This window comes from Oenococcus kitaharae DSM 17330 (assembly GCF_000241055.1).
Taxonomy (GTDB): domain Bacteria; phylum Bacillota; class Bacilli; order Lactobacillales; family Lactobacillaceae; genus Oenococcus; species Oenococcus kitaharae.
The window spans coordinates 246659-263672 of record NZ_CM001398.1; the positions used below are offsets into that span (position 1 = coordinate 246659).

18 protein-coding genes are annotated in these 17014 nt (G+C 44.0%); 4 read left to right on the forward strand and 14 right to left on the reverse strand.

Translation table 11 applies throughout. The features are described 5' to 3' along the window. Nucleotides 1-28: 28 nt before the first annotated feature. Genes OKIT_RS01210 through OKIT_RS01220 form a run of 3 tightly spaced genes read right to left on the reverse strand, consistent with a single transcriptional unit; the run spans nucleotide 29 to nucleotide 1909 of the window. Nucleotides 29-334: a PTS fructose transporter subunit IIB gene (locus OKIT_RS01210; RefSeq protein ID WP_007744606.1), complete on the reverse strand. Its 306-nt coding sequence runs from the start codon at nucleotides 332-334 to the stop codon at nucleotides 29-31. Next, entirely contained in the window at nucleotides 331-780 is a 450-nt protein-coding gene (locus OKIT_RS01215; RefSeq protein ID WP_007744608.1) for a PTS sugar transporter subunit IIA, read from the reverse strand. Before OKIT_RS01215 ends, OKIT_RS01210 begins: the two co-directional genes overlap by 4 nt. Nucleotides 781-799: 19 nt before the next feature. Next, nucleotides 800-1909 (reverse strand): PTS fructose transporter subunit IIC, encoded by a 1110-nt coding sequence (locus tag OKIT_RS01220; protein WP_007744610.1) that lies wholly within the window; start codon nucleotides 1907-1909, stop codon nucleotides 800-802. A gap of 268 nt (nucleotides 1910-2177) precedes the next feature. On the opposite strand from OKIT_RS01220, the gene OKIT_RS01225 reads away from it, so the two are divergent. Further along, the gene (locus tag OKIT_RS01225) at nucleotides 2178-3035 is read left to right on the forward strand and encodes a MurR/RpiR family transcriptional regulator (protein WP_007744611.1); all 858 of its coding nucleotides are present in this window, start codon (nucleotides 2178-2180) and stop codon (nucleotides 3033-3035) included. Nucleotides 3036-3092: 57 nt separating this feature from the next. Here the strand turns inward: OKIT_RS01225 and rlmD are convergent, their stop codons facing one another. The 11 genes from rlmD to OKIT_RS01280 form a co-directional block, all read right to left on the reverse strand. Beyond that, nucleotides 3093-4469: a 23S rRNA (uracil(1939)-C(5))-methyltransferase RlmD gene (gene rlmD / locus OKIT_RS01230; protein ID WP_007744612.1), complete on the reverse strand. Its 1377-nt coding sequence runs from the start codon at nucleotides 4467-4469 to the stop codon at nucleotides 3093-3095. Further along, nucleotides 4466-5503, reverse strand: a complete 1038-nt coding sequence (locus OKIT_RS01235; RefSeq protein WP_028291811.1) for a diacylglycerol kinase family lipid kinase — start codon at nucleotides 5501-5503, stop codon at nucleotides 4466-4468. The genes rlmD and OKIT_RS01235 overlap by 4 nt, the downstream gene beginning before the upstream one ends. A gap of 83 nt (nucleotides 5504-5586) precedes the next feature. After that, entirely contained in the window at nucleotides 5587-7020 is a 1434-nt protein-coding gene (gene gatB, locus OKIT_RS01240) for an Asp-tRNA(Asn)/Glu-tRNA(Gln) amidotransferase subunit GatB (protein ID WP_007744614.1), read from the reverse strand. Further along, the gene (gene gatA, locus OKIT_RS01245) at nucleotides 7020-8483 is read right to left on the reverse strand and encodes an Asp-tRNA(Asn)/Glu-tRNA(Gln) amidotransferase subunit GatA (protein ID WP_007744616.1); all 1464 of its coding nucleotides are present in this window, start codon (nucleotides 8481-8483) and stop codon (nucleotides 7020-7022) included. Before gatA ends, gatB begins: the two co-directional genes overlap by 1 nt. 1 nt (nucleotide 8484) lies before the next feature. Further along, entirely contained in the window at nucleotides 8485-8787 is a 303-nt protein-coding gene (gene gatC, locus OKIT_RS01250; protein WP_007744617.1) for an Asp-tRNA(Asn)/Glu-tRNA(Gln) amidotransferase subunit GatC, read from the reverse strand. Between the two features lie 79 nt (nucleotides 8788-8866). Next, nucleotides 8867-9421, reverse strand: coding sequence for a DUF402 domain-containing protein (locus OKIT_RS01255; RefSeq protein ID WP_007744618.1), 555 nt, complete (start codon nucleotides 9419-9421; stop codon nucleotides 8867-8869). A gap of 56 nt (nucleotides 9422-9477) precedes the next feature. Next, nucleotides 9478-10038, reverse strand: coding sequence for an NUDIX hydrolase (locus OKIT_RS01260; protein ID WP_007744619.1), 561 nt, complete (start codon nucleotides 10036-10038; stop codon nucleotides 9478-9480). Beyond that, the gene (locus OKIT_RS01265; RefSeq protein ID WP_007744620.1) at nucleotides 10031-10822 is read right to left on the reverse strand and encodes a RecX family transcriptional regulator; all 792 of its coding nucleotides are present in this window, start codon (nucleotides 10820-10822) and stop codon (nucleotides 10031-10033) included. Before OKIT_RS01265 ends, OKIT_RS01260 begins: the two co-directional genes overlap by 8 nt. 24 nt (nucleotides 10823-10846) lie before the next feature. Next, nucleotides 10847-11659, reverse strand: a complete 813-nt coding sequence (map, locus tag OKIT_RS01270; protein WP_007744621.1) for a type I methionyl aminopeptidase — start codon at nucleotides 11657-11659, stop codon at nucleotides 10847-10849. 27 nt (nucleotides 11660-11686) lie between these two features. Further along, nucleotides 11687-12661 carry a glycosyltransferase family 2 protein gene (locus OKIT_RS01275; protein WP_007744622.1) on the reverse strand — a complete coding sequence of 325 codons (975 nt, stop codon included), beginning with the start codon at nucleotides 12659-12661 and terminating at the stop codon, nucleotides 11687-11689. Between the two features lie 2 nt (nucleotides 12662-12663). Continuing rightward, a complete protein-coding gene (locus tag OKIT_RS01280; protein WP_007744628.1) occupies nucleotides 12664-14040 on the reverse strand; it encodes an APC family permease in 1377 nt (458 codons plus the stop codon). A gap of 104 nt (nucleotides 14041-14144) precedes the next feature. Between OKIT_RS01280 and trxA the strand changes: the two genes are divergently transcribed. The 3 genes from trxA to budA all read left to right on the forward strand — a co-directional run bounded on the left by trxA (nucleotide 14145) and on the right by budA (nucleotide 16970). Then, the gene (gene trxA, locus OKIT_RS01285) at nucleotides 14145-14459 is read left to right on the forward strand and encodes a thioredoxin (RefSeq protein ID WP_007744629.1); all 315 of its coding nucleotides are present in this window, start codon (nucleotides 14145-14147) and stop codon (nucleotides 14457-14459) included. 112 nt (nucleotides 14460-14571) lie between these two features. Further along, nucleotides 14572-16254 carry an acetolactate synthase AlsS gene (alsS, locus tag OKIT_RS01290; protein WP_007744632.1) on the forward strand — a complete coding sequence of 561 codons (1683 nt, stop codon included), beginning with the start codon at nucleotides 14572-14574 and terminating at the stop codon, nucleotides 16252-16254. Further along, a complete protein-coding gene (gene budA / locus OKIT_RS01295) occupies nucleotides 16254-16970 on the forward strand; it encodes an acetolactate decarboxylase (protein ID WP_007744634.1) in 717 nt (238 codons plus the stop codon). Before alsS ends, budA begins: the two co-directional genes overlap by 1 nt. Nucleotides 16971-17014 lie beyond the last annotated feature (44 nt).

Below are 17014 nucleotides of genomic sequence, written 5' to 3' on the forward strand. Positions count from 1 at the left end.
GCAAACGGGGTGATACATGAAAATTTAGTCATATTTTTTCCTCGATTGCTTCAATAATTTTAGGAGCAGATTTAATCATTGCAGTCGAACTAACATTGAATATCTTCAAAGAATTAAATCTTTCCCTTTCTCGAATCGGAATGTCATTGGTTAAAACAACAGCTGCTGCTCCTTTGATATCATCAGGACCAATTCTGTTTTCAATGCCCAAGGCTCCTTGTGTCTCAACTTTGATTGCCACTCCAGCATTTTTAGCGGCTTTTTCGATCGCTTCCGCAGCCATAAAGGTGTGTGCTACACCAGCCGGACAAGATGTTACTGCTAATATTTTCATTTTAAGATGCCTCCAGTGGCTTCAGAAAGTAAAGCCAATAATTCTACAGGATCATTAATTTTAAAAAGTTTTTCTTTAAAATCGTCATAAATTAATTTTCTAGCCAATTGAGACAATATTTTGAGGTGCAAGTTTGCTGAACTATTACTGACAGCAATCTGGAAAACAATACGAACTGGTTCTTGATCTCCCCATGGAATTGGTTTTTGCAATCTTACAAAGGCCAATCCAGCTTCCTTGACAGCCGATGTTTTAGCATGTGGCAAACCAATACCATCTCCGAGATTTGTCGAAAGTTCCGTCTCACGATCTAAGACCGCCTGAATATAAGCTTCTTGATCGTTTAATTTATTGCTGTCCCAAAACAGTTGAGCAACATTCCGAATCACCTCTTCTTTACTGTGATAATTTGCATCAAGTTTAATCAATTTTTCATCAATCAACATATTCGATATTCATTCCTCATCAAAGATTCAAATCGAATTCTTCGCCTTCTTGCGTTACTTTTACATCTTGATCGGTCGTGTCATCTAACTTTGTCCGTTGATGTTTAGTTAAAATAATAAAGAGGGTTCCTACTAAGGTACCAATCAGCACAGCAAGTGCGTATAGCCAAACATTTGTTGTTCCTGGAAAAGTCGGAATACCACCCCAGTTGACCATTGTTCCGGCACCCAACAATATGGTAGAAATAGCTCCTGCAGTCGCACCAACGATACATCCTGCATATACCTTGGCATCGGAAAGAGCCAATGGAATAGAGCCCTCTGTAATACCAAAAGCTCCCAAGAAGAGCGCTGCTCGTCCAACTTCTTTTTCTTCAGTTGTAAATATCTTTGGGCGAACTAATGTCACTAAAGCGCAAACTAAAGGTGGTACAACTGTCGCGGTGACAGTTGTTAACAGCAGCCTTTGTGCAATCATAATTGGTAGACCAGTTTTAGGATCAATGGTTGCTAGCATAGATAAACAAACTGCGCTCAACGCTTTAGAACCAAAAAGACCCAAATCAAAGGAACCGATAATGCCAAAAGCGATGCCTATCAAAATTAGGTTGCTCGTTCCTAATCCGGATACAAAAGTAGTAAGCCAGTGGATAAAAGCTACCACCCACCCAGTCACCGCAAAATTCATAATCATAGCGCCCGATAAGGCTGCAATACACGGAATGACAATGATACTGACTAATGCAGAAAAATTCTTAGGTACTTTGATTTTTTTCAAAAACATAATCACAATGCCGCAGAACAGTCCAGCAAATACGCCACCTAAAAACCCAGCACCGCTATCCTGTGCTAATTGCCCAACAATAAAACCTGGCGCAATAGCTGCCTTATCGGCAATGGAAAAACCAATATATGCAGCAATCACAGGAGCCATTAAGTTCAGTCCTGTCTTTCCCAGTGTGAACAAAAAAGCCGGAAAACTGCCCAAATCCTTATATACAGTCGGCCCACCAAAAGCAACACCAAGACCAGTCATAATACCACCAACTACGACTACGGGAATTAAGTAAGAAACTCCCGCTAAGAGGTGCTTTCTCAAGTGCTGGAAAACATCAATAAAATCATGCATCTTATCATCTCCTGTCCTTTTAAGACAATCGCGCAATCCAATCGTTCGAAGTTCGCAATTGATCACCTTCACAAACTCATTACAGCAGATAATTATCTCAATGTAAACGCTTTCATTTTACTTTGTAAATTTGTTCCGTAAACGCGTATTTTACAGCTCATTATTTGAACATTGTGCCAAACATGACCAAATACGATATTTACTTTTAGATATTTTTAGTTCAAAGTACAAAAAGAAATACCTTGATTTTTGAAGCAAAGGAGTAAACATGAATATTGTCCAAGAACTGGAAAAACATCGCCACTTCAATAACTCAGAAATTACGATTGCAAATTATGTCTTACAGAATAAAGACAAGGTATTGGATATGTCAATCCAAGAACTCGCCAAGGCAACTTACACCTCAACATCAACAATTGTCAGGTTATGTCGAAAAATAGGTTTAAAAGGTTACCAGCAGTTCAAAATCACGTTATCTGCTAATTTACAAGACAAATTTGAAGAAATAGCTAGTGTCAATGCTGATTTTCCTTTTACAAATCAGGATTCTAACTTAGATATTTCAAAAAAAATCTTGGAATTATCTCGCGAATCCATGGAAAGTACCTATCAACTGCTTTCAAACGAGGCTTTGGCAAATACTGTGCAGATGATTCTTCAAGGGAAAAGAGTGGCAATATTTGCATCCGGTGATACCTATATCGATGCACTGGCTTTTCAGAATGACTTAATGAAAATACATCTAAATATGTTAATGTCCACAATACCCTCTGAAGATTTGCAACTTGCTTTAACTTTAGATAAAAACGATTGTGCCATCATTATTTCGTATAGTGGGGAAAATAAAAATTTGGTGCGTTTAATCAAGATACTCAAAAGCAGCGCCTCGAAAATAATCGCAATTAGTGCCAAACGCGACTCGTCTATCGCAAAGCTGAGCGATATTGTTCTACCGATATTTAAAAAAGAAGATCCATCTATCAAATTTTCTACTTTTTCATCACAAGTAGCCATTAAATATGTTCTGAGCGTTTTGTTTTCCTGTATTTTTGCAAGTAATTTTGAAGAAAATAGCCGACAAAGAATTAAAACAGAAACAATTCTGTTAGACACTCGGTTTAGATAAAAAAATCTCACTCGGCTTGACTCACTGTTGAACTAGCATTACAACTATTGATGAAAATTAGACTCGTGTCATCAACAGCACGCACTCCACATGCATGGTCTGCGGGAACTGATCAATCGGCTGTACAGGTTTGGCCACTTGATAACCTTGCTGCCTAAGCAAAACGACATCGCGTACCAAAGTGGCCGGGTTGCAGGAAACATAGACAAATTTTTTCGGCTGCATCTGGCCAACGGCCTCGATCAGTTCTGGTGAAAGGCCCTTTCTTGGCGGGTCAACAAAGACCACATCCGGGCGAATACCGGCCTGTGCCCATTTAACAAATTGTTCGGGCGCATCAGCCGCGATGTACTCGGCGTTTTGAATATGATTGGCCTGCATGTTTTTCTTGGCATCAGCGACAGCCGGTGCAACAACTTCCACACCAATGACTTTTTTCACTTGGCTGGAGATATACAAGCCAATTGTGCCGATTCCCGAATAGGCATCAATGGCTAATTCATCACCGGCAAGATCTGCCATCTCAGCAGCTTTCTGATATAAAACGGCTGTCGTCTGCGGATTAACTTGATAAAAAGAATTCACGCCAATCTCAAAATCCAAGCCCAGTAGTGTGTCATGAATCACGGGGCTGCCATAGAGAACACGATTATCCAGACCCAACTGGACATTAGTTTGCTTGGGATTGTAATTTAAAATCAGACTGGTCAAATCCGGTAAAGTTTTTTTAATCGCAGCAACAACCGCTTTTTCCTGCGGCAATTTTTTGCCAGTTGCAACGATCGCCAGCATCATTTGACCCGTGACGTAGCCACGGCGCACCATTAAATAACGCAGCAAGCCTTCCCGTGTGATTTCGTCATAAGCGGAGACACCAAAACGATTCAGCACATCACGTGCAATTCCGACAGCAGCATCAATTTTCGGATCGTTTAAATAATAGTCATTGATTGGCACGAGCTTGTGCGACCCGCGGCGATAAAAACCCGTCGTCAGACGTCCCTGCTGAAACTTAATCGGTACGACCGTCTTATTGCGGTAATGAGTCGGGTTGGCCATGCCAATGGTCGGCAGCACCTCAACCTGATCGAGACCCGCTTTATGAAACAGCTGACGGACTTGTTCTCTTTTAAAAGCCAGCTGTGCCGGATAAGCGAGATTTACAAGCGGTGCGATGCCACTGGCAATCATGTCGGCATGCTCGCTAATCACGCGGTCCGGTGAAGTGGTCAGTCGTTTTAGCACACGAGCAAAGGCATAAGAATTTAAAACACGCGTAATTGCAAAAGAGATTTTCTCGCCTGGCAGGCTGTCGGAAACAAAAATCGGAAAGTCATCAATTTTGACGACCCCGAGCCCTTCGTAGGTCAAATCGATGACATCCCCGACTAATTCTTGATTTTTAACCAAATTAGGACGATTATTTTTACTCACTTACTGCCTTCCTTGTGCTTTTTGACCAATTTTGAGGCCGTTTTAAATTCTTCCTCAGCCCGCTTAACCATCACTTCATTGGCTGTCTGAGCCCGCATACGAGACCCGGGACGCATTTTGGAAGTCTCGGCAACAAATTCAATATGCTGCTGGAGATTTTCAAAAGCCATTGGCGCCACACCACCAAACTCGCCATCTAAATTCACTTTCATCTGGTCATTAGATAAAGGCGCAACGGCTACTTTGCTCGTCTTGATATAAGTGATCAGCTTATCTTTGATATGCGAGCCATTATTCAGCGCCTTGGTAATCAAGTTAAACAGCTGAACAATATTGGACTTTTCAACAATCAGCAAAGAAAATTTGCCATCATCCAGCTTGGCATCGGGGACAATTTTTTCAAAACCGCCGACTGAATTGGTTAGGGCCAACAATACCAGGCTAACTTCACCTTCATAAACGCCATCATCATAGCTGATGCGGACTGGCACTGATTTAATCCGCGTAATCAGCTCGGCACCTTTTGTAATATAAGCCAAATAACCGTACAACGACTTCAGCATGGATGGCACTTCATAAGTCAATTCAGACAAAGTACCCAAGGCGCCGATATTCATAAAGTAGTCCAGGCGTGATTTGCCATCGGTGATTTTGCCGATATCCATTTTGATCGTTTCGTGCTTATTGATTGCTTTGGCTGCTTCGACTAAATCATCGCGCGGAATTTTTAAGGCACGCGCATAATCGTTGGTAGTCCCAGAAGGAATAACGGCCATTAAAGGGCGTTTGTCTAAACCTGAAATGCCATTGACGACTTCATTAACTGTCCCATCTCCACCGGCAGCCACAACTAAATCAAACCCATCTTGAGCTGCTCGTGCTGCTTCATCGCGCGCGGAAAAAGCCTTAGGTGTTGTTTCAAATACAGATGTCTCATAACCAGCCTTCTCGTAAACTTTCATGATTTCGACTAAATCTCTTTGAATGGCTTCACGTCCAGAGGAAGGGTTATAAATTATACGTGCTCGTTTCATATAAAAACAATTATAGAGGATAACGGGACGGCCTTGGACAAAAAAAGACCGCTAGAGAGGCGGTCTTAGAAGTGATATGCAATTTAGCGCTTGCTCAATTCAGCCAGCAGCAGTTCATGAACCACTTTAGGATTGGCATTGCCATGCGTACTTTTCATTACTTGGCCAGTCAAATAACCAATCGCACGATCTTTACCGCCCTTAAAGTCATCAACAGATTGCTGGTTATTATCCAGAATCTGACTAATCATCGGCGTCAATTTTGATGGATCGGATAATTGTACAAGACCATTTTCCGTGACATAAGCCTTGGGGTCTTTACCTTCGGTAATTGCAGTGAAGACTTTTTTGGCTTGCTTCGTCGAAATTGTACCATCATCAATCAGCTTGATCAATTCAGCTAAATTAACTGCCGTCAATTTGGTGTTTTGAAGATCTAATTGCGTCTCGTTCAGATAGGCATTAACATCCCCGATCAAATAGTTGGCAGCCCGCTTTGGATCAGCACCGTTGGCAACTGTCTGATCAAAGAAGTTGGCCATTTCGAGTGTCTGCGTCAGTACAGCAGCATCTTTATCCGAGAGGCCGAACTCAGTCATATAACGGTGGACGCGAGTAGCAGCAGCTTCCGGCAAACGCGACCTGACTTCATCAATCCAAGCATCGGAAACGTGAATTGGCGGCAAATCAGGTTCTGGGAAATAACGGTAATCATCGGCCCCCTCTTTGACACGCATTAGGATCGTTGACTTGGTCGGCTCATCAAAACGACGCGTCTCTTGACCAATTGTGTGACCGGCCATTAATTCTTCGCGTTGGCGTTCCTCTTCATAAATCAATGTGTTGCGAGCATATTGAAACGAGTTGACGTTTTTAATTTCGACTTTGGTACCAAACTTCGCGGCCCCGATCGGACGAACGGAAATATTGATATCAACACGCATCGAGCCTTCCTGCATCTTCACATCAGAAATACCCGTGAATTGGATCAGCTGACGCAGTTTCTCCAAATAAAGGTAGGCTTCTTCAGGGCTGGTAATATCTGGCTGGGAAACAATTTCTACCAATGGCGTCCCTTGACGATTCAAATCGACCAAGGAATAGCCCTTGCCAGAATGCGAGTTTTTGCCGGCATCCTCTTCGACATGCAGTTCTTTAATTCCAATACGCTTAGTCTGACCATCAGGCATCTGAATTTCCACATAACCATCATGTCCGATCGGCGTCTGCTGTTGAGTCACTTGATATGATTTCGGGTTATCAGGATAAACATAATTTTTTCGATCCCAATGTACATCGCGCGAAATCTGTGCATTCAGTGCCAAAGCGGCCATCATACCGCCTTCTAGAGCGGCTTTGTTAGCAGAAGGCAGAACGCCAGGATAGCCCCAATCAATCACGTTCGTATTTTCATTAGCCGGATCACCAAAATTAACCGGCGAAGGTGAAAAGGCTTTGGATTTTGTTTTTAATTCAATATGGACTTCCAGCCCAATTGTTGTTTCAAAACTCGACATTAGAAACTCACCTCCGGATGCTGTTCATATAGTTTTGTCGCCTGTTCAAAGGCATAGGCTGCGCGGTAAATCGTGCTTTCATCAAAAGGACGGCCAATAATCTGCAGACCGACCGGCAGATGATTAGCAAAACCGGCATTAATCGACATACCTGGCAGACCAGCCAAATTCACAGGAATTGTCAGCAAATCATTCATATACATTTTGACTGGATCATCATCTTCAGAGCCAAGGTCAAAGGCTGTCGAAGTCGTCGTTGGGCCCAAAATCAAATCATGATCCTGAAAAACTTTAGTAAAATCAGACACAATCAAAGTCCGGACCTGAGCGGCCTTTTTAAAGTAGGCATCATAGAATCCGGCTGATAAGGCGAATGTTCCTAACATAATTCGCCGTTTTACTTCTGGACCAAAGCCTTCAGAACGTGTCTTGACATACAAATCTTCTAGAGTCTGGCCTTCTTGACGTGCTGAATAACCGTAACGAATACCATCAAAACGCTGCAGATTCGAAGAAGCCTCAGACGAAGCTAGAATATAGTAGGCGGCAATGCCGTAGCGAGAATGCGGCAGGGAAACTTCATCAACGACGGCACCTAATTCCTCAAATTTAGCAATCGCTTTTTTGATGGTTGCTTTGACGTCGTCGTCGATACCCTTAGCAAAATATTCCTTAGGCACGCCCACACGTAAGCCCTTAACACCGCCTTCAATGTTGGCTAAAAAGTCCGGTACCGGGCTGTCTTCGCTTGTCGTATCACGAGGGTCTTTGCCAGCAATCACTGACAAAACACGTGCATTATCTTTAACAGTCCGTGTCAAAGGACCAATCTGATCCAAGCTGGAACCAAAGGCAATCAGTCCCCAGCGTGAGACACGGCCGTACGTTGGTTTCAAACCAACAATGCCGTTAAAAGCAGCCGGCTGACGAATCGAACCGCCTGTATCAGAACCCAATGCAAATGGGATCAGGCCGGAAGCAACAGCTGCTGCCGATCCGCCCGAAGAACCGCCGGGAACCTTTGTGTGATCCCAAGCGTTTGCCGTCTTGCCAAAGAACGAGGTCTCAGTCGAACCGCCCATGGCAAACTCATCCATGTTCGTTTTGCCAATCACAACCAATCCCAGTTTGTTCAGCTTTTCCATGACGGCTGCATCATAAATTGGGACAAAGTTGTCCAAAATATGCGAAGCAGCTGTTGTCCGAAGCCCCTTGGTGACAATGTTATCTTTGACAGCCAAAGGAATGCCGGAAAAAATATTGTCAGCGTCAATGCCGGCAGCGTCGATTTCAGCAGCGCGTTTTAAAGCACCTTGACGGTCCAAAGTGATATAGGCATTGACGTCTTTTTGGGCATGTTCAGCTTTATCTAAAGCTGCCTTTGCCAAGTCAACAGCGGTAATTTCCTTATTGACTAATTTTTTGTGCAAACTAACTAAATCTTCCTGAAAAAAATCAGTCATCTCAGCTCTCCTCATCAATAATCGCGGGAACTTTAATCTGCCCGTCCTGCGTTTCCGGCGCATTGGCCAATAAAGCAGCCTTTTGTCCTGACTTGACAGCCAAGTCTTCTCTTAATACATTGACATTATTTGAAACAGTATAGGTCGGCTCAACACCTTCCGTATCGACCTCGTTTAATGTCTCGACAAGGTCTAAAATACTGGCTAATTGACCGGTCAGAACATCTAATTGCTGATCGGAGAAATGCAGCTTGGCGAGTTGTGCGACATGGGCCGCATCTTCGCGTGGTAATGAATTTGACATAGTGCCCCCTTGCTAAAATTTTAACAGTTTGCGGCTTGGACAAAAAGAAAAAGCGGAATTGAATTCCGCTTACGACTTATCACATCTTATGTTTTACAAGTGTCTTATAACGCGAATACCAAAGATCAACATAACCCTGTGAAAAAGGTCCGGCATGTGTGTTAATCATGTTAATCAAAATCTTTGTGTGTGCCCGGAGGATTTCGTCAATCTCAGGCGGATAATGCCACAATTGACTATGCGCAACATATTCATCTGCATCAAGCAGATGTTTTGTGCCGTTTGTTAGTACTTTAATATCAAGGTCATAGTCGATGTACTTCAGCGCCTCTTTGTCCATGACGTAAGGACTTGCCAAATTGCAGTAGTAACTTACGCCGTCGCTGCGCATCATCGCAATAATGTTAAACCAGTATTTATTATGAAAATAGACAAGCGCCGGTTCGTGTGTGACCCAACGCCGGCCATCATCCTCTGTCACGAGCGTGTGGTCATTCAATCCGATAATGGCATTTTCACTGGTCTTTAGAACCATCGTATCGCGCCAGGTGCGATGCAGGTGGCCATCGTGCTTGTAACTTTTGATCGTGATAAAGTCGCCTTCCCGCGGATTGCGAGCTGCGTCTTTAGCCATAATCTTACCTCAAGACATTCCGTCTTCGTTTAAAGTTTAGCACAGTGGCTCCTTTTTCAGATGACGGCTAAACTTTCCGGATGCAGCTTTAACCATTGATAAGCAATAATGCCGGGCGCAGTCGTGACTTTGCCAGACAAAATCAATTGTTCCAATTCATCAAAAGTGACAAAGAGCGTTTTGACAAACTCACTGGGATCAAAATGTTTATCACTTTTGCCGATCAGCCCAGAAAGCAGCATTAAATGAGTCGCTTCATTTGTAAATCCTTCACTAGTGCTGATTAGAAAAATCTCCTTGGCATCTCGATAGGACAAGCCTAATTCTTCTCGTGCTTCACGAAGCGCAGCTGTCTTGGGATCTTCGCCTGGATTAATCAGGCCGGCTGGAAAACTGGTCCTTTCGGCGTTCAAGCCGGCACGATACTCGCGGCCTAAAGCTAATTTAATGCCGCCATCTATGCGTATTGGTGCGACAAAAGCCACAGCATCCCCATGCAAAACGACTTGTCGATCAACGGTCAGCCCATCAGGTGTGTGAATCTTTCGATCCACAACATCGAAGATCTGGCCATGAAATTCTTTTGTTTCCTTTAAAATTTTCCCTTTTTCAGTCACCTTGTTCCCCAATCACTTTATCAATCAACTCGGCAGAAAACCCTTTTCCATATAGATACTGACGGGCTTTGTAGGGACGTTCTCGGCCATATTTGCTATAACGCGGCCAAATTCGCGCCAGCACGCGGCGAGCGTTTTCTAATTGCACATCCGGATCTTCGCTAAAGTCTAATTTCTCTAAAACAGTTTTAATCAAATCAGCATCATAACCTTTGCCGTACAGAGCCTGATTAATTTTCTGTCTTTGAATCATGGCCGGATTTTTCGCATAATGTTTTTGAAATTTTTCCGCCAAAGCCAAGGCATTCTCCGCCTGATTATCAGTTTTATAATCCTGCATGGCAGCTTGTATATCGACCGGCGCAATGCCAAGAGCCTGTAGTTTTCTGCTGATAACTAGCGGGCCGACGGATAAAAGACGCGCCTGCGTGTGGACAAAATTCTCAGCATAAATCCGATCATCAATATATTTTTCTTCTTTTAAATGCGTGACTGCACTATCAATTGCCTCGGCATCGAAATGCTGTGAACGCAGTTTATCACGAAGTTCCTTTTCGGTGCGAAGATGGTGAGACAAAAAAGTCAGTCCGCGCGAAAGCGCACGAGCCGACTCTTCAAACTTTTTAATCGTTGAAACTTCTTGATCATCCAATTCGCGATTTTTGGCCAAACCGAACTTAATCAGCGTCATTTCCGTGATGCCAAAAGCGAACTTGCCATCCAGCTCAAGATTATAACGGCCGTGAATTTTCTGAGCCGATATTTTTGTAATCTTTTTCGTCATTAATTAAATCATACGAAGTCTTAATTAGATTTTAAAGTTGTCCCAATCCTTAATCAGATATTTGTCATCAATATCCGGATCTTGCGAGGTCAGAATCTTCGGCCCGTCGTGGGTAATCACAAGCGTATGCTCAAACTGCGCCGACCAGCCGCCGTCTTTTGTTGAAACGGTCCAGCCATCTCCAGCATAATCAGTTTTAACTTCCCAAGTGCCTGTGTTGACCATCGGCTCAATCGTAATTGTCATGCCGGGCCGCAAACGCAAACCGTGACCGGCAACACCAAAATGCGGCACCTGCGGATCTTCATGCATAGTTGGGCCGATGCCATGCCCGATATACTCGCGCACGTTGCCAAAATGATTCTCGTCAGTCACATAGTGGTCAATTGCAGCGCCAATATCACCAATACGGTTACCGACAACGGCCTGGTCAATACCAATATATAGGGCCTTATGAGCAACTTCATACAGACGTTCGATTTCCGGGCTGACAGTTCCAACGCGATAAGTCCAAGCAGAATCTGCAAGGCCGTGATTCTTTTCGACAACTGTGTCGACCTTGACTAAGTCGCCGTTTTCCAAAATCAGGCCCTTACGAGGAAAGGCGTGGGCCACTTCATCATTGACTGAAACAGTCACAGCATATTTAAAACCATCAAAACCGATTTGACTCGCAATAGCACCGTGCCCTTCAATATAGGCACGTGATTTTTCTTCGATTTCCCAGGTATCCAATCCAGGCTTGATCAAACTGCGCAGCATGTGATGCATACCGCTAATCACATCACCAGCAGTATCCATCTCTTTTATTTCGTTAACACTCTTTAATGTAATCATACCTTCGATTATATGCCTTCTATTTTTTTACTTATGTTCTTTCTCAATATAGATTGGGCGCCGCTTAGACTCCAAGAAAATGGCCGCAATATAACGGCCGACAATCCCGAGACTGGCCATTTGCAGACCGCCAAAAAACATAATAATCACGGTAATCGTCGTCCAGCCGCCAATTGCAATTGCTGGATCCAACAGCTTTCTGACAATCACAAAAATGCCGCCAATCAAAGCTAGAAGGGTCGTCACAGAACCCAAAACGGTCACAAAAGTCAGCGGTGCCGTCGAAAAAGAAATGATCCCGCTAATCGCATATTTGAAAAGTTTCCAAAAACCCCACTTGCTGCGGCCTTTTTCTCTTTCGATATTTTCATAACTGATGTACTCGGTATTAAAACCGATCCAGGTGAACAAGCCCTTTGAAAAACGCTGATTTTCCGGCATGGCCAACAAAGCCTGAACCATCTGCCGGCTCATAATCCGATAGTCGCGGGCACCTTTCACTAATTTCGTCGAAGAAATCTTAGAAATGAAATGATAAAACAAATCAGAACAAAAACTGACAATAACCTTTTCGCCTTTACGATTCGACCGCCTTGTTGCCACGCTGTCTAGGTGCTCTGTCACTAATTTTTTCAGCATTTTTGGCAATAAAGCAGGCGGATCTTGCAGATCCACATCCATGATAACTGCAAAATCATAGTGCTGTGCATAAGACAATCCCGCATAGATTGCAGCTTCTTTACCAAAATTCCGGGAAAAAGACACAAAATGTATATGACTGTCCTGAGCCGATAGGGCCTTTATCTGTGCTAAAGTCCCATCGCTTGACCCATCGTCAATGTACCAGATATCATAACTCAGTTGATTTAAAGGCCCGGGCAAAGCAGCCAAACTTTCTCGGGTTAAATCCCGCCTGAGGGCATGATAAAAAAGTGGAATATTCTCTTCTTCATTTGTGACCGGCACAATAATTGCGAGTGTGGGACTAACGGAATTCGGCATACTTATAGTTTATAGATTTTTTTGGCGTAATAAAGCGGGACACCCAGGGCAACAATCAAAAGAGAGACGATAATGCCAAAAAGCTGCTGCCCTGTGGGGTCAGTAAAGGCATTCACGATTGTCGAAATTTCAATGAACAAAGTACCCGCGATTGCTAATGTCGGGAATAAGGGGTGCAGAGGCGCTGAAAAATGCGGTTTTCTCTGCAGGTGGTGACGCATAATAAACACTGCCACAAAAGTCAGCAGATAAAATAGGAAGCTCACAAAAACCAGCCAATCGGATAAATCTTGTGAAGATGAAAAAGCATTCAATAACAAAGCTGCGATCACGATTTCAAAAATAGTAGCATAGTTAGGCGTTTTGGAATGTTTACCTAAAGTATGAAAGAATCCAGAAAAAGGCAGCTGCCCTTTGTCGGCCATTTCAAAAACAACTCTAGGAAAACTGAGAATTTTAGAATTCAAGGTGCCAATCACAGAAATCATGACACCAATGTCCATCAAGCGGCCACCAATCGGACCAAAAGCACCGGACAAAATATGAAAAGGTGCCTGATCACCCAAAGCAATGATTTCTTTAGCCGGCAGCGACTTGAAAACGCCAAAAGAGACACCCATGTAGGCCAGCAGCACGATAAAAATGCCAGTCGTCACAGCTCTTGGCAGTGTCTTTTGAGCGTTTTTAATCTCGCCGCCCAAATTAGAGATCACGACCCAGCCATCGTAAGCAAACAGCGTCGATAAGACGGCCACGCCGAAGTTGCCTTGCCCGATTTGATTGGCAAACAGGTTGACCAGACTGCTCGTTGCGCCAGCGTGACCGAAGAAAAGACCAAAAATAATCAAGGCAAAAATAGGGATCATTTTGATACTGGTTGTCATAATCGCAAACACACGGCTGACACGGTTTTCCAGCATATTCATTAGTGCAATTAGAATACAAGCTGCTACGGCAATACAAAAAACACTGCCTAGACTAAAAATCCCAAAATTAATTTTTGCCGGTAAATGAAAAAAAGTCACAAAAAGGGTCGAAAAAAAGTAGGAAACTGAAGCGATTAAAGCCGGCCCATAAAAAGAGATCTGCATCCATCCAGCTAAAAATCCCCAGAACTTGCCGAAAATCTTACTAATATAGATATAAATGCCGCCCGTCTGAGGCATTTCGGACCCGAGTTCGGCGACAGACATGGCTGACGCCAAAGTCACGATCCCGCCGACGAACCAAGCCAATAAGGCCATCGATGTCGATCCGGCTTCTTGAAGTACCCGCCCCTGTTTAAAAAAGATCCCTGATCCGATAACCGTACCAATGACAAGTGATAAAGTACCGAAAAATCCAAAATTTCGTTTGAGTTGCTGCTCGTTTTCAATCATAAGTTTGTCCCAGTATAATGGGCAGAAAACTTTAAAGCAAGTTTTTTTTAAACTTTTTTGCATTACTTATTGAAAGTAAGTACAATATAGGAAAGGAGATCATCATGGCAATTTCAGTATTAGATTCCGCTTCGTTTGAGCCGGAAACAAAATCAGGCGTGACTGTCACTGATTTTTGGGCAACTTGGTGCACACCCTGCAAAATTCAAGCACCGATTCTTGAGAAAATCTCTGAGACAATGACTGACGTCAAATTCAGCAAGATCGATGTTGACCAGAATCAGGAGACAGCTTCCGGATTGGGCATCCAGGCTATCCCAACTCTGATCATTAAAAAGGACGGTCAGGTTGTTGACCGCGTGGTTGGCGTGCATAATCAAAAACAATTGAACGAAATTATCAACAAATATCGTTCTTAAGTGTTGTGAAATTTTATACTTTTATTTCGAAAACCTGCATGATAGCGGGTTTTTATTTTTATTCTAAATTCACAAGTGATAGAATACAAACGAAGAAAAGAAGAGGTATTTAATGGCGGAAAACAAACGTTTTGGGGCCGATCTTGTACTCGAGTCCCTTTCGAATCATGAAGTTAAGTATATTTTTGGTATTCCCGGTGCCAAGATTGATCGGCTTTTTGAAGCAATTGCCCACACACCCGGTGCACCAAAATTAGTAATTACTAAACACGAACAGAATGCAGCTTTTATGGCCCAAGCAGTCGGCCGTTTGACAGGAAAACCCGGCGTGGTTCTTGTCACATCCGGCCCTGGTGCATCTAACTTGGCGACAGGAATTTTAACCGCACAGACTGAAAATGACCCGGTAGTCGCAATTGCTGGCCAGGTGCCGCGTAATGATTTGTACCGGCGGACTCACCAGTCAACGCCTTCGGTACTGCTGTTCAACGGTATTACGAAATTTACGACAGAAATTCAGGATGCTGAAAATATTTCCGAAGTAATTGCAAACGCTTTTGATGCCGCTACCAAAGCACCACAGGGTGCATCCTTTATCAGCCTGCCGCAAGATGTTGACGACAGTCCTGTCACAAGCAAAGCACTGGCAAAAGTCCAGACCATCACGGCCGGCCCAGCTGATTTAGACGGCATTAAATCCTTGGCAGATAAGGTTCGTCAAGCCAAACTGCCTGTCATTCTCGTCGGCCAAAGAGGCTCAGACGAAAAAGTCGTTGCAGCCCTGCATGCCTTTTTGCACGGGGTTAAATTACCAGTTGTTGAAACATTCCAAGGCGCCGGCGTGATTGATCACAGCCTGCTGCAGCAATCATTCTTCGGACGTGTCGGCCTGTTTGCCAACCAAGCCGGTGATCAGTTATTGAAAGCTGCTGATCTGGTGATCACAGTGGGTTATGATGCCGTCGAATACGAACCTCGTGTCTGGAACAAGGAAAACCGTTTGCAAATCGTCACGATCGATTCGACCGATGCGCAAATTGACGCACACTATAACCCAGCCTTCCAATTGGTCGGCAATATTGCTCAAACATTGAATTTGCTGGCTGATGAATTGCAGGATTACACAGTCAGCGACGCTGTTGAACAACGCCTGACAGCTTTTCGTGATCAGCTGCAGACAGAACCCGGCGGACCTAAATTCCAGCCTGCTGACGGCCTCTCGCATCCCTTGGATGTCGTTCATGCGATTCAAAAACAAGTCACAGATGACATGACCGTGACTTTGGATGTCGGATCTGTCTATATTTGGATGAGCCGTTTCTTCCGCTCCTACCGTCCGCGCCATTTCCTGATTTCTGATGGCATGCAGACTTTGGGTGTGGCACTGCCTTGGGCGATCGCCGCTTCCTTGGTCCGTCCTGATGAAAAAATCGTCAGTGTCTCCGGTGATGGCGGCTTTATGTTTTCCAGTGCAGAATTGGAAACGGCTGTTCGTTTGCACGCAAACATTGTCCACATTATTTTTAACGACCAAGGCCACTACGACATGGTCAAATTCCAAGAAGAAATGAAATATGGTCAGTCAGCCGGTGTTGATTTCGGCAAGATTGATTTCGTTAAATATGCAGAATCCTTTGGTGCCAAGGGCCTGCGCGTGGATAATCCCGATCAGATTGACTCAGTTCTTAGCGAAGCCTTTAATTGGAACAAAGGTCCGGTTGTTGTGGATGTTCCAGTCGATTACTCGCACAACACGGAGCTGTATGCTGATTTGATCCAAGGAGCGACAGACTAATGGCTGACTTTTCAAAAATTTACCAGCACGGTATCCTAGCACAAATCATGGATGGCCAATATGACGGTACGACAACAGTTGGTGATCTGTTGACTCATGGCGACTTTGGCATTGGCACCACCACCGGTATCGGTGTGGAATTAATCGTTCTAGACGGAAAGGCCTATGGCGTCCCAAGCAGCGGCAAAGTCCGTTTGCTGGATTTGCAGACTGAAAAAGTGCCTTTTGCAACTGTGAACTTTTTTGACAAACAGCTGCCTAAAGAAACTTTGACCGACATGACTTCAGCCGCCTTTGAAAAACACGCCGTTGAACACGGCGCTTTGCAAAATGTCTTTACAGCTGTCCGCCTGCATGGTGAGTTTACAGATGTCCTAGCGCGCTCTGCTGATCAGCAGCAAAAACCTTATCCGCCCTTTGCAACAGTTGCTGCCTCTCAGCATGAATTTCACGCCGATAAGCTGCAGGCGACCATCTTGGGTTACTACACACCTTCAGTATATGAAGGGGCTGCTGCTGCCGGATTTCACCTGCACATCTTAGCTGATGATCATTCCTTCGGCGGCCATCTGCTGCATTTTCATATCAAACAAGCTGATTTACAGCTGCAAGTATTTGATGATTTCCAACTGCATCTACCAACCAGCAACAAGATTTTCCGTGACCGCCAATTAGACCTACCGACTTTAAAAGCGGCCATGCGGAAAACCGAATAAAATATTATTACTCTTTATGCCAGGCTTAGTTGCCTGGCTTTTTT

Excerpts from the sequence above, each read along its gene's own strand:
- OKIT_RS01265 (WP_007744620.1), bottom strand. The coding sequence starts at position 10,822 with ATGACGAAAAAGATTACAAAAATATCGGCTCAGAAAATTCACGGCCGT.
- alsS (WP_007744632.1), top strand. The coding sequence starts at position 14,572 with ATGGCGGAAAACAAACGTTTTGGGGCCGATCTTGTACTCGAGTCCCTT.
- OKIT_RS01210 (WP_007744606.1), bottom strand. The coding sequence starts at position 334 with ATGAAAATATTAGCAGTAACATCTTGTCCGGCTGGTGTAGCACACACC.
- OKIT_RS01235 (WP_028291811.1), bottom strand. The coding sequence starts at position 5,503 with ATGAAACGAGCACGTATAATTTATAACCCTTCCTCTGGACGTGAAGCC.
- gatC (WP_007744617.1), bottom strand. The coding sequence starts at position 8,787 with ATGTCAAATTCATTACCACGCGAAGATGCGGCCCATGTCGCACAACTC.
- trxA (WP_007744629.1), top strand. The coding sequence starts at position 14,145 with ATGGCAATTTCAGTATTAGATTCCGCTTCGTTTGAGCCGGAAACAAAA.
- OKIT_RS01255 (WP_007744618.1), bottom strand. The coding sequence starts at position 9,421 with ATGGCTAAAGACGCAGCTCGCAATCCGCGGGAAGGCGACTTTATCACG.
- OKIT_RS01280 (WP_007744628.1), bottom strand. The coding sequence starts at position 14,040 with ATGATTGAAAACGAGCAGCAACTCAAACGAAATTTTGGATTTTTCGGT.
- OKIT_RS01215 (WP_007744608.1), bottom strand. The coding sequence starts at position 780 with ATGTTGATTGATGAAAAATTGATTAAACTTGATGCAAATTATCACAGT.
- gatB (WP_007744614.1), bottom strand. The coding sequence starts at position 7,020 with ATGTCGAGTTTTGAAACAACAATTGGGCTGGAAGTCCATATTGAATTA.
- OKIT_RS01275 (WP_007744622.1), bottom strand. The coding sequence starts at position 12,661 with ATGCCGAATTCCGTTAGTCCCACACTCGCAATTATTGTGCCGGTCACA.
- OKIT_RS01220 (WP_007744610.1), bottom strand. The coding sequence starts at position 1,909 with ATGCATGATTTTATTGATGTTTTCCAGCACTTGAGAAAGCACCTCTTA.
- map (WP_007744621.1), bottom strand. The coding sequence starts at position 11,659 with ATGATTACATTAAAGAGTGTTAACGAAATAAAAGAGATGGATACTGCT.
- gatA (WP_007744616.1), bottom strand. The coding sequence starts at position 8,483 with ATGACTGATTTTTTTCAGGAAGATTTAGTTAGTTTGCACAAAAAATTA.
- budA (WP_007744634.1), top strand. The coding sequence starts at position 16,254 with ATGGCTGACTTTTCAAAAATTTACCAGCACGGTATCCTAGCACAAATC.
- OKIT_RS01225 (WP_007744611.1), top strand. The coding sequence starts at position 2,178 with ATGAATATTGTCCAAGAACTGGAAAAACATCGCCACTTCAATAACTCA.